General features: G+C 65.4%; 11 protein-coding genes. 3 read left to right on the top strand and 8 right to left on the bottom strand.

Going from position 1 to position 11187, the window contains the following annotated elements; translation table 11 throughout:
- Nucleotides 1-231: 231 nt before the first annotated feature.
- A complete protein-coding gene (locus N511_RS0113185; RefSeq protein ID WP_027679735.1) occupies nucleotides 232-1467 on the top strand; it encodes a cystathionine gamma-synthase family protein in 1236 nt (411 codons plus the stop codon).
- 474 nt (nucleotides 1468-1941) lie between these two features.
- Here the strand turns inward: N511_RS0113185 and N511_RS0113190 are convergent, their stop codons facing one another.
- From N511_RS0113190 to N511_RS0113220, 7 genes are all read right to left on the bottom strand, one after another.
- Nucleotides 1942-2268: a cytochrome C oxidase subunit IV family protein gene (locus N511_RS0113190; protein ID WP_027679736.1), complete on the bottom strand. Its 327-nt coding sequence runs from the start codon at nucleotides 2266-2268 to the stop codon at nucleotides 1942-1944.
- An 8-nt stretch (nucleotides 2269-2276) separates the two neighbouring features.
- Nucleotides 2277-2975: a heme-copper oxidase subunit III family protein gene (locus N511_RS0113195; protein ID WP_027679737.1), complete on the bottom strand. Its 699-nt coding sequence runs from the start codon at nucleotides 2973-2975 to the stop codon at nucleotides 2277-2279.
- Nucleotides 2972-3583: a cytochrome c oxidase subunit 3 gene (locus N511_RS0113200; RefSeq protein WP_027679738.1), complete on the bottom strand. Its 612-nt coding sequence runs from the start codon at nucleotides 3581-3583 to the stop codon at nucleotides 2972-2974. The genes N511_RS0113195 and N511_RS0113200 overlap by 4 nt, the downstream gene beginning before the upstream one ends.
- Nucleotides 3580-5370, bottom strand: a complete 1791-nt coding sequence (ctaD, locus tag N511_RS0113205; protein ID WP_027679739.1) for a cytochrome c oxidase subunit I — start codon at nucleotides 5368-5370, stop codon at nucleotides 3580-3582. Before ctaD ends, N511_RS0113200 begins: the two co-directional genes overlap by 4 nt.
- A 12-nt stretch (nucleotides 5371-5382) precedes the next feature.
- Entirely contained in the window at nucleotides 5383-6540 is a 1158-nt protein-coding gene (locus N511_RS0113210; RefSeq protein ID WP_027679740.1) for a cytochrome c oxidase subunit II, read from the bottom strand.
- A 230-nt stretch (nucleotides 6541-6770) separates the two neighbouring features.
- Entirely contained in the window at nucleotides 6771-7283 is a 513-nt protein-coding gene (locus N511_RS0113215; protein ID WP_027679741.1) for a hypothetical protein, read from the bottom strand.
- A 96-nt stretch (nucleotides 7284-7379) separates the two neighbouring features.
- Nucleotides 7380-7838, bottom strand: coding sequence for a DUF3293 domain-containing protein (locus tag N511_RS0113220; RefSeq protein ID WP_027679742.1), 459 nt, complete (start codon nucleotides 7836-7838; stop codon nucleotides 7380-7382).
- 146 nt (nucleotides 7839-7984) lie between these two features.
- Here N511_RS0113220 and N511_RS0113225 point away from each other — a divergent pair, with 146 nt between their 5' ends.
- Nucleotides 7985-8440 (top strand): universal stress protein, encoded by a 456-nt coding sequence (locus N511_RS0113225; RefSeq protein ID WP_027679743.1) that lies wholly within the window; start codon nucleotides 7985-7987, stop codon nucleotides 8438-8440.
- A 103-nt stretch (nucleotides 8441-8543) separates the two neighbouring features.
- A complete protein-coding gene (locus N511_RS0113230; protein ID WP_027679744.1) occupies nucleotides 8544-9242 on the top strand; it encodes a YceH family protein in 699 nt (232 codons plus the stop codon).
- 49 nt (nucleotides 9243-9291) lie between these two features.
- Here the strand turns inward: N511_RS0113230 and edd are convergent, their stop codons facing one another.
- Nucleotides 9292-11121: a phosphogluconate dehydratase gene (gene edd, locus N511_RS0113235; protein WP_027679745.1), complete on the bottom strand. Its 1830-nt coding sequence runs from the start codon at nucleotides 11119-11121 to the stop codon at nucleotides 9292-9294.
- Nucleotides 11122-11187: the final 66 nt, after the last annotated feature.

Below are 11187 nucleotides of genomic sequence, written 5' to 3' on the forward strand. Positions count from 1 at the left end.
TGCTGCAGGCTCGATGCCTCAGCAGGATGGGGAGGAGGGGAGGATCCAGGAGATGGGCTCGTCACTAGGCGTGAAATCCGGTCGGTCTTGCAACGCGAGGTGCGACGCAAGCCACGTTCCACGCCCGCCCGGCTTCCGGGACACAGGTGGCCCCGGAATCGCGCGATAATGCGTGACTTTCCTGCTGTTTCCAGCGCCTCCTAGCTTTTCCTGCCTTTCTGCTGCCCCGCCATGACCGGACTGACCACCGCCCTCCTGCACGCCGACCGCGAAGCCGGCGTCGAGCACTACGCCATCCACAAGCCGCTGCATACATCCACCACGTACGGCTATGCCGATACGCGCGAGCTGATCGATGTGTTCCAGGGCAAGCCCGGCTACACCTACGCGCGCCAGGGCAACCCGACCACGGCCGCACTGGAAGCCAAGATCACGATGATGGAATCCGGTGTGGCGACGGCGTGTTTCGCCACCGGCATGGCGGCCATCATGGCGGTGTTTTCCACCATGCTGCGCGCCGGCGACCACGTGGTCTCCAGCGCCTTCCTGTTCGGCAACACCAACAGCGTGTTCGAAACGCTGCGCAACCTGGGCGTGGACGTGACGTTCGTCGATGCCACGTCGGCCCGGGCGGTGGCCGACGCAGTGCAGCCGAATACGCGCCTCGTCTTCGTGGAAACCATTGCCAACCCGCGCACGCAAGTGGCCGATCTGAAGGGCATTGGCGACATCTGCAAGGCACGCGGCCTGATTTACGTGGTCGACAGCACGATGACGTCCCCCTGGCTGTTCCGCGCGCGCGACGCGCAGGCGAGCCTCGTGGTGCATTCGCTCTCCAAGTACATCGGCGGGCACGGCAACGCGCTGGGCGGCGCGGTGGTGGATACGGGCCTGTTCGACTGGGCGGCCTATCCGAACATCTATCCGGCCTATCGCAAGGCCAAGCCGGAAATGCAGGGCATCCAGCAGATTCGCAAGAAGGGCCTGCGTGACCAGGGCGCCACGTTGATTGCCGATGCCGCGCACCGCATTGCCGTGGGCGCCGAAACAATGGCCCTGCGTGTCGACCGCACCTGCAGCAACGCGCTGGCGCTGGCCCGCACGCTGGCGGCGCACCCGAAGGTGGCACGTGTCTACTACCCCGGTCTGCCGGAGCACCCCCAGCACGCCCGCGCCACCGAGCTGTTCCGTCACTACGGCGGCCTGCTGAGCTTTGAGCTGGTAGACGGCGCTGATTACGTCGACATGCTCGACCACCTGCGCTACGCGGTGCGCGCCACGCACCTGGGCGACACGCGCACGCTGGTGATTCCGGTGGCGCCGACCATCTACTGGGAAATGGGCGCCGAGCGCCGCGCGTCGATGGGCATTGCCGATTCGCTCGTGCGCGTGTCGGTCGGCATCGAGGATGAAGCCGATCTGGTGGCGGACTTCACGCAGGCGCTGGACGCCATCCACCTCGGCTAAATCTCCTCGCCTTGGCAACGAGGCGGCCCAGGACAAGGCTGCCCGTTCGCCCGCGAGTGTTGGAGCATCGCGCTCCACGACCGAACACTCGCATTCCACCCTCGGATGGTGGCGCTCCAGGCGCAAACACTGGCGCTCCACCGTGCGAGCGTCGAGCGTGACGCTTTGAGGCTCCAACGCCACCGTCACGGGGTCGTGCCCCAATGTCAAACACACGATTGCCGCGCTCGGACGCTGGCGTTTCAGTCTCGAACACTCGAACGCCACTGTCCGAGGCTGACGCTCCGCCCTCGGAAGGTCACGCTCGACCGGTTGAGGCTGGCGTTCCACTGTCTGAGGGTGGAACGCCACAGTCGGAGGTCGAAATTTTGGACCTCAGACTGCGGAGCGCGACGGTTTGAGGTCCACGCTCCGCCCTCCGGGGGCCGGATGCGGGCCTCGCCGGGCCGTGCTTGGCCCCGCCCAGCCCGGGGCTCAATGGAAGAACAGCATGCGCATGCCAAAGGTGTGATGCGCTTCCGCCGCCATCAGCACCATCAGCACGAGCAAGGCCAGCGGCGGCAGCAGGATCGCGTACACCAGGGCCAGCCGCTCCCACATCATGTGCATGAACACGGAGACGATCAGCCCGGCCTTGGCGATCATGAACACGATGATCAGCGTCCAGCGCATCAGCCCCTGCACGTGAAAATAATCGACCAGGTACGACATCGTGCTCAGCACGAACAACAGGCCCCAGATCTTCAGGTAGATGTCGATGGGGTGTTGTTGCCCGTGGGCAGAGGGTTCCGTGTGGTCCATGACAGGCCTCACCACAGGTAGAACAACGCAAAGATGAACACCCAGACGAGATCGACGAAGTGCCAGTAGAGGCCCGCGATCTCCACGATCTGGAAGTTGCCGTGCTCGGCAAAACCCGGCTGCAGGATCTTGCGCGCCACTAGCAACAGGTAGATCACGCCGCACGTCACGTGAAAGCCGTGGAAGCCGGTGATCATGAAAAAGCACGCGCCAAACTGCGCCGCGCCCAGCGGGTTGCCCCACGGCCGGATGCCTTCGTGCACGATCAGCTTGGTCCACTCGAACGCCTGCATCGACACGAACGCCGCGCCCAGGATGGCCGTTGCCAGCATGAGCAGCGCTGCCCGCTTTGCCTCGCGCCGGTAGCCGAAGTTCACCGCCATGGCCATCGTGCCGCTGCTGCTGATGAGCACGAACGTCATGATGGCGATCAGCAGGAGCGGCACTTCCACGCCGCCCACCGACAGCCCGAACACCTTGGACGGGTCGGGCCACGGTACGGTCGTCGACATGCGCACCGTCATGTAGCCGACCAGGAAGCTGCTGAAGACAAAGGTGTCCGACAGCAGGAAGATCCACATCATGGCCTTGCCCCACGGCACCTTGAAGGTTTCGCGGTCGGCCGACCAGTCGTTGACGATGCCGGGCCAGCCTTTGGCGGCGTCTGCCGAGACTGCCGGGTCCGTTGGAAGCGTGGAGTGGCTCATGGCGTGGCTCCATACAGCGGCCCGCAGATGGCGCTGACGAATGCGGGCGTGATCCACCACATCGCGGCCAGCAGCACGAGCCACACGGCCAGCAGGAAGTGCCAGTACGTCGCGCAGAGGGAAACGGCCAGCCGGGTGCGATCGGCGTTCCTGTGCAGGCGCGCGACCGTCACCGCCCAGACGACCAGGCCACCGACGACATGCGCCGCATGCAGGCCCGTGAACACATACAGAAAGCTGTTGGACGGGTTGACCGCCACGCCTTGCCCGGTGGCCGACAGTTGCTGCCACGCCGCCCATTGGCCGAACACGAACAGCGCGGCAAGGGCGCCACCGGCCAGCAGCCAGGGCGTGCGGCGCGCGTCGGTGCGCCTTGTCCCTTCCATGGCGACGCTCGCCAGCGCCAGCACGCCGGTGTTCCACCACAGCAGCGCCGGGTGGGGAACCGGCATCCAGTCGGGCTCGCGCATGCGCATGGCATAGGCGAGGATCAGCAGCAAGAACAGCGTCGTCACCACGGCCATGAAGACGCGCAGGCCAATGCGCCCAGCGTGCGGCGGCAATGCAGGCGATGTGTCGGGCGCGAAGTGGCGGGGCAGGGTCGTCATGTGCGCACCCCGCTGGCGTGGAGGGGGATTCCCGGCTGCGCCTCCACCTCCGCTCCCATGTCGGGGGTGCCGGTGGGCGGTTCGTTCTGCGGCACGAAGTCATCCGCACGGCCGGGCGGGCTGTACTCGTATGCCCACCGATAGACCACCGGCAGCGTCGGCCCCCAGTTGCCGTGCCCGGGCGGTGTCTGCGGCGTCTGCCATTCGAGCGTGGTGGCCCGCCACGGGTTGGCCTCGGCCTTCCTGCCGCGCACGAGGCTCCACGCCAGGTTGAAGAGGAACAGCAGCTGCGCCAAGCCCACGATGATGGCGATGACGGTGATGAACGTGTTCAGCGTCTGCGCGGACGGCGGGATGAAGCTGTAACCCTCATACGCGTAGTACCGGCGCGGCATGCCGAGCACACCCAGGTAGTGCATCGGAAAGTAGATGAGGTACGTGCCGACGAAGGTGATCCAGAAATGCGCGCGGCCGAGCGTGTCGTTCAGCATGCGGCCCGTCACTTTCGGGTACCAGTGATAGAGGCCGCCGAACACCACCAGGATCGGCGACACGCCCATCACCATGTGGAAGTGCGCGACCACGAAGTACGTGTTGGACAGCGGAATGTCCACGCTGACGTTGCCGAGGAAGAGCCCCGTCAGGCCGCCGATGACGAACGTGCTGATGAAGCCGATGGCAAACAGCATCGGTACGGTCAGGTGGATGTCGCCGCGCCAGAGCGTGAGCACCCAGTTGTAGACCTTCAGCGCGGTCGGGATGGCGATGATCAGCGTGGTGGTGGCAAAGAAGAACCCGAAGTACGGGTTCATGCCCGACACGAACATGTGGTGCGCCCACACGACGAACGACAGCACACCGATGATGAGGATGGCCCACACCATCATGCGGTAGCCGAAGATGTTCTTGCGCGCGTGCGTGCTGATGAGGTCGGACACGATGCCGAAGGCGGGCAGCGCGACGATGTAGACCTCGGGGTGGCCGAAAAACCAGAACAGGTGCTGGAACAGCAGCGGGCTGCCGCCGGCATGCTGGAGTGTTTGTCCCATCGACACCACCGCCGGCATGAAGAAGCTCGTGCCCAGCGTCTTGTCGAGCAGCATCATGATGGCCGACACGAACAGCGCCGGAAACGCCAGCAGCGCCAGCACCGTCGCGGTAAAGATGCCCCACACCGTGAGCGGCATGCGCATGAGCGTCATGCCCCGCGTGCGCGCCTGCAGCGTGGTGGTCACGTAGTTGAGCCCGCCCATGGTGGCCGCCACGATAAAGATGGCGAGCGACACCAGCATCAGCACGATGCCCCATTCGGTGCCGGGTGTTCCGGGCAGGATCGCCTGCGGTGGATACAGCGTCCAGCCTGCGCCGGTGGGCCCGCCCGGTACGAAGAAGCTCGCCACCAGCACCAGCACGGCCAGCAGGTAGACCCAGTAGCTGAGCATGTTCAGGAACGGAAACACCATGTCGCGCGCGCCCAGCATCAGCGGGATCAGGTAGTTGCCGAAGCCGCCCAGGAACAGCGCCGTGAGCAGGTAGATCACCATGATCATTCCGTGCATGGTGACGAACTGGTAGTAGTGGTTGGCGTCGATGAAGGCGAACCTGCCCGGAAAGCCCAGCTGCAGCCGCATCAGGTTCGACAGCACGAGCCCCACCAGCCCGATGGCGATGGCCGTGAGCGAATACTGCACCGCGATGACCTTGTGGTCCTGGCTCCAGACGTAGCGCGTCCAGAAGCTCTGCGGTGCGTGGCTGTGGTCGCCGTGGTCATTGTTGCCGTAGGACATGGCGTCTCCTCGCTACGGTTTTGCCGTGGTCGATGCGGCATCGCCACCTTGCGCCTTGATGTACGCAACGAGCGCTGCGAGTTCCTGCTCGCTCAGGTCGAACGACGGCATGATCGGCGCGAAGCCTTTCACCACGCGAGCCTTCGGGTCGCGGATGAACGCACGCAGGTACGCCTCGTCGACGTGCGCGGTGCTGCCGTCGGCCATGGTTTCGGTCTTGCCGTAGAGCCCTTTCCACGTGGGGCCCACGCGCGGGCTGCCGTCGACGCTGTGGCAGGCAACGCAGCCCTTGGCCTGGGCGAGCGTCTGGCCCTGCTCTGCCAATGCCTGGGCGCTTCCGCCGGCAGCGGCGGGGGCCGCCTGCACCTTGGCCTTCTGGTGCTGCTCGAAGGTGGTCTGCTGGGCGAGCCAGCGTGCGAACGACGCCTCGTCTTCCACGACCACCACGCCGCGCATGTTGGCGTGCCCGATGCCGCAGAGCTGCGCGCACAGGATGTCGTAGCGCCCCGCCTTGGTGGGGGTGAACCAGAACGTAGTGATCATGCCCGGCACCATGTTCATGCGCGCGCGAAACGGCGGCACATAGAAGTCGTGCAGCACATCGCGCGAGCGTGCCAGCACCTGGATCGGGCGGTTGATCGGCAGGTGCAGCTCGGGCGTTTCGATCAGGTAGTTGTCGCGGCCGTTCGGGTCAGCCGGGTTCATGCCGAACGGGTTGTCGTTGCTCATGTAGCGCACGTCGGTCGTGCCGAGCTTGCCGCCGGGGCCGGCAAAGCGGAAGCGCCATTGCCACTGCTGGCCGAGTACTTCCATCTGCAGGGCGTTCGGTGGTGGGCGTACGTAATCGGCATAGACGAACAGGCCGGGCGCGAGCAGCGCGGCCACACCCACGCTGGTGACGCCGATCAGCCACCATTCCAGTCGCGTGTTGTGCGGCTCGTAGGCGGCGCGTTGGTTGGGTTGGCCATCGCGATGGCGATAGCGCAGGAGCGCCGCGACGACGAAGAGGTTGATGGCGACAAACAGCACGCCGGTGATGACGATGGTGATCGTCAGCGTGTCGTCCATGCGCACCCAGTTGGAGGCGATCGGGGTGATCCACCACGGGCTGGCAAAGTGAAACCCCACCGCCAGCACGACGATCAGCACGAGCGCAATCGCAAGGGCCATGGGCACCTCCGGCGAGGGACTCCCTCAACACGCTAAAGACAGGCTAGGTCGCGCACTCGGATCGTGCAAGGCAACGTAAGGACGAGGCACACCCCGCGTACGGATCGCGCCGACGCGCCGTCTGCATGCTGCGCCGCAATGCAAAACGGCCGCCTCCGGCATGTGTTGCCAGAGGCGGCCGCCTCCTGATGGCGCCGCTCAGCTTGCGGCGCCGCAGGAAAAAGGTTGTGTCAGCGCATCGGTTCGCGCACGCGCCGCTCCAGCATGCCGTAGGTGATGGCCGTTACCACCCCGAACAGCAGGTTCGCGAGCAGTGGCCCTGAGCCGCGCTCCGAAACAAACCACGGAAACACCGCCGTCATGCCATAGAAGTTCACCACGTACGCGACGATCCCGAAGGCCACGCCGACGGCCGCGAGCATGCCGGGGCTCGAATCGAAGTGAAACGGCGCGATGATGGCGCCAAGGATCATCCCCATGATGGCGCCCAGTACGAAGTGCAGCACGAGCGCCGTCGCCACGATGCTGTAGCTGAACAACGACATCTCTTCCAGTGCGCCCCGGCCCATGACCATGGCGGCGATCTTGTGGGTCGGGCGCCAGGGGCTTTCATTGAGCACCATGGTCGACCAGAAGAATTCGAGCACGATGACCAGTGCGCCGCCCACGAGGCCGGCCACGCTGGCGGCGAGCCAGTCGGGCATGCGGCGCTCCCAATGATGCGATTGCATGTGCAGTTCCATACGAACCTCCTGCTGATGTATCCACGCAAGCACTTAGGATCGGAAGCGCCACTTACGGTGCTGCAAAGCGCTGTGCGCCAAGTGCCCTGTGCAGAATCAGTCTGGCAGATACGGGTGCCAACGCAAGGTACAAAATCCATGCGCATCGCACAGCACTACGGCGTTTTGCTCGAACGTGAGCATCAAGGTATCGGCAACCGAAGGGTCTTCGATGAACAGAAGCAGGCTCGGTTCGGAGGACCACGCGTTCGCCGGGGCATCTTCCGGCGGGCCGCCTTCGCCCGAGAGCCAGGCCATGCCGCGTGCGATGGCCCAGGCAAGCAGCTCGGCCTGCCGCGCGGCGTTTTCATCGGCAGACACCGCGTGCGAAAACGGCTGATGCGCCGTCACGAAGACGGCCCACGGTACATTGGCTTGCGCGAGCAATGCCGCCACGCACGGGTTGATGGCATCGACGCGCAACAGCACATCGCCCTCCGGTGCGCTGATGCGATACCGCGCGCTGCGATAAGCGGCAATCAACTCGGGCGTGGGGGCGGGCGGATGACGGTGCATTGTTGCGTCGCATGGTCGCGGCCATCTGATTTGGCGCAACGCAAAAGGGCGGTCGATGTCACAGAATAGCGTGTGGGTGGCCCAAGCGCTTCCCCAGCACAGTCAGCACAGTATTCCGACAACCACTCTCCTGCGAGGCTTGAACCATGTACAAGAAGATCCTGGTCGCCATTGATGGCAGCGAAACCAGCAAGCTGGCCCTGGCCGAGGCCGTGCGCCTTGCCAAGGCATTCCAGAGCACCATCCGCGCCGTCTATATCGTCGACAGCCCCGCCATGCTCTTCGACGTCGGCTATTACGACCCGACCGAGCTACGCAAGTCGTTTATCGAAGCCGGCACCGCGTTGCTGGCCGACACCGCCGCAACGCTCACCTCCGCGGGTTTGCAGCAGGAAACGGTGCTGGTGGAAACCCAGCACGTGGGTGAGGATGTGGCGGGTGCCCTGCAGGCCGAAGCGGTGCGAAGCGGCGCCGATGTGGTCGTGATCGGCACGCACGGCCGCCGTGGCCTGGCGCATGCGATGCTGGGCAGCGTGGCCGAGAAGTTCATCCGCCAGGCGACCACGCCGGTGTTGCTGGTACGCGGTCCGGCCAAGGGCTGAGCCTCGGTTGTCATTGCGCAGGCAGGGCCTCCTGCCTGCGGGTGCCGGATATGATGTCGGGATTCGATTTGCCCCAACCCAGCGTATCCGTCGCCGTCCCATCATGAATATCAATCCCGACGCTGTGCAGCGTCGCGCCATCCGTACTCTGACCGCCCTTGAAGGACGCGTGCTCGGCGTTCTGGTCGAAAAGCAGCACACGGTGCCCGACACTTATCCGCTGACGCTCAACGCGCTGGCGGCCGGCTGCAATCAGAAAACCGCAAGAGCGCCGGTCATGTCCGTTACCGAAGCCGAGATCCTCACGGCCATTGACGGGCTGAAGTCCCTGAGCCTGGTCATGGAGGGCAGCAGCAGCCGCGTGCCGCGCTTCGAGCACAACATGAACCGCGTGCTGGGCGTGCCAAGTCAATCCGTCGCGTTGCTCACGGTGCTGTTGCTGCGCGGCCCGCAGACCGCAGCCGAGTTGCGACTGAACGCGGCGCGGTTCCACGCCTTTGCCGACATTTCATCCGTTGAAGCGTTTCTGGACGAACTGGCAGAGAACGATCCGCCCTATGTCGTGAAGCTGCAGCGTATGCCGGGGGAGCGTGAAAGCCGTTGGATGCACCTGCTGTGCGGTGAAGTTGCGCAGGCCGACATCCGGCAGGGCGCCGGGGTTGACGAGTCCATCGCGCCGTCTGAGTTTGAAGCGCTGAAGGCCGAGCAGAAGCAGTTGGCCGACAAGGTGGCCAGGCTTCAGGCGCTTGTCGAACAGATGGCGGGTGAGCTGGGTATCTCGATCGACAAGTCGATGCTGTAAACACAACCGGCCGAGGCCTCGGGCCTGGGCCGGTTGGATCGTCTTCAGCCTATGCGCCGGCCGATACGAACAACGTGCAGGCGCCTTCTTCCGCTGCGGACACATTGCGGCGGAAACCCGAGAACAGGTCTCGCCCAACGCCGGCGTGGTAATGCGACAGATCGGGCACGCTGACCTGGCGGGCATTCCACTCCGCCTCCGGCACGCGCACTTGCAGCGTGCCCGCTTCGGCATCCAGCACGACGATGTCGCCATCGCGCACACGCGCCAGCGGCCCACCGTGGAGCGCTTCCGGCGTGATGTGAATGGCGGCCGGCACCTTGCCCGATGCGCCCGACATGCGGCCGTCCGTCACCAGCGCGACCTTGAAACCGCGCTCCTGCAGCACCGACAGCGTTGGCGTGAGCTTGTGCAGTTCGGGCATGCCGTTGGCGGCCGGGCCCTGATACGGCAGCACGGCCACGAAATCGCGCTCCAGTTCGCCGGCTTTGAACGCGTTGATCAGATCGTCCTGCGCCAGGAACACGCGCGCCGGCGCTTCCACAAAACGATGTTCCGGCTTGACCGCCGACACCTTGATGACCGAGCGCCCGATGTTGCCGTCGAGCACGCGCAGGCCGCCGTCCGGCGAGAACGGCTCGGCCACGCCGCGCACGATGTTGGTATCGAGCGAGGCGGCGGCGCCATCGCGCCACACCAGCTTGTCGCCTTCCAGGAAGGGCTCTTGCGCATGACGGCGCAGGCCCTTGCCCATGATCGTCGTCACGTCGTCGTGCAGCAGGCCGGCGTCGAGCAGTTCGCGAATCACGATGGACAGACCGCCCGCGGCCTGGAATTCGTTCACGTCGGCCTTGCCGTTCGGGTAGACCCGCGCCAGCAGCGGAATCACGCCCGACAGATCGTTGAAGTCGTCCCACGTGAGCAGGATGCCGGCCGCACGCGCCATCGCCACCAGGTGCAGCGTGTGGTTGGTCGAGCCGCCCGTGGCCAGCAGGCCGACGATGCCGTTGACGAACGCGCGCTCATCCAGCACGTCGGCAATGGGGGTGTACTGGTCGCCGCTGAAGACGAGCTTGAGCGCCTGGCGCGCCGACTCACGCGTGAGCGCTTCGCGCAGCGGCGTGTTCGGGTTGATGAAGGCGGTGCCCGGCAGGTGCAGGCCCATCACCTCCATCAGCATCTGGTTGGAGTTCGCCGTGCCGTAGAACGTGCACGTGCCCGGGCCGTGGTACGACTTCGATTCGGCTTCCAGCAGGTCGGCGCGGGAGAGCTTGCCTTCGGCGTACAGCTGGCGCGTGCGCGCCTTTTCATCATTGCTGATGCCAGTGGTCATCGGGCCGGCCGGCACGAACACGGCCGGCAGGTGGCCGAACGACAGCGCGCCGATCACCAAGCCCGGCACGATCTTGTCGCACACGCCCAGGTACAGCGCCGCGTCGAACATCTGGTGCGACAGCGCCACGGCCGTCGACAGGGCAATCGTGTCGCGCGAGAACAGCGACAGCTCCATCCCGTCCTGCCCCTGCGTCACGCCATCGCACATGGCCGGCACGCCACCGGCAAACTGCGCGGTGCCGCCGGCGTCCAGCGCGGCCTGCTTGAGCCACGCCGGAAACGCCTCCAGCGGCTGGTGCGCCGACAGCATGTCGTTGTAGGCGGAGACAATGCCGAGGTTCGGCCGCTCCAGCGCTTTCAGGCGGATCTTCGCTTCGCCCGGCATGGCCGCAAAGCCGTGCGCGAGGTTCGTACACGAGAGCAGCGTACGCTCGACCTTGCGGCCGGCATTCTTGCGGGTCACGTCCAGATAGGCCTGGCGCGGGCCGCGGCTGCGGTCGATGATGCGTTGGGTGACGGCGGCCAGAGTGCGGTGCAGGGCCATGCGGGTTCTCCTGGAGGGGGTAGGTCCGGGCGGGACCGAATGCTGTAATTTTCCTACAAATGCGTC

This window comes from Ralstonia sp. UNC404CL21Col (genome assembly GCF_000620465.1).
In the GTDB taxonomy this organism is placed as follows: Bacteria; Pseudomonadota; Gammaproteobacteria; order Burkholderiales; family Burkholderiaceae; genus Ralstonia; species Ralstonia flatus.

Excerpts from the sequence above, each read along its gene's own strand:
- ctaD (WP_027679739.1), bottom strand. The coding sequence starts at position 5,370 with ATGTCCTACGGCAACAATGACCACGGCGACCACAGCCACGCACCGCAG.
- N511_RS0113190 (WP_027679736.1), bottom strand. The coding sequence starts at position 2,268 with ATGGACCACACGGAACCCTCTGCCCACGGGCAACAACACCCCATCGAC.
- N511_RS0113200 (WP_027679738.1), bottom strand. The coding sequence starts at position 3,583 with ATGACGACCCTGCCCCGCCACTTCGCGCCCGACACATCGCCTGCATTG.
- N511_RS0113220 (WP_027679742.1), bottom strand. The coding sequence starts at position 7,838 with ATGCACCGTCATCCGCCCGCCCCCACGCCCGAGTTGATTGCCGCTTAT.
- N511_RS0113225 (WP_027679743.1), top strand. The coding sequence starts at position 7,985 with ATGTACAAGAAGATCCTGGTCGCCATTGATGGCAGCGAAACCAGCAAG.
- N511_RS0113185 (WP_027679735.1), top strand. The coding sequence starts at position 232 with ATGACCGGACTGACCACCGCCCTCCTGCACGCCGACCGCGAAGCCGGC.
- N511_RS0113210 (WP_027679740.1), bottom strand. The coding sequence starts at position 6,540 with ATGGCCCTTGCGATTGCGCTCGTGCTGATCGTCGTGCTGGCGGTGGGG.
- edd (WP_027679745.1), bottom strand. The coding sequence starts at position 11,121 with ATGGCCCTGCACCGCACTCTGGCCGCCGTCACCCAACGCATCATCGAC.
- N511_RS0113215 (WP_027679741.1), bottom strand. The coding sequence starts at position 7,283 with ATGGAACTGCACATGCAATCGCATCATTGGGAGCGCCGCATGCCCGAC.
- N511_RS0113195 (WP_027679737.1), bottom strand. The coding sequence starts at position 2,975 with ATGAGCCACTCCACGCTTCCAACGGACCCGGCAGTCTCGGCAGACGCC.
- N511_RS0113230 (WP_027679744.1), top strand. The coding sequence starts at position 8,544 with ATGAATATCAATCCCGACGCTGTGCAGCGTCGCGCCATCCGTACTCTG.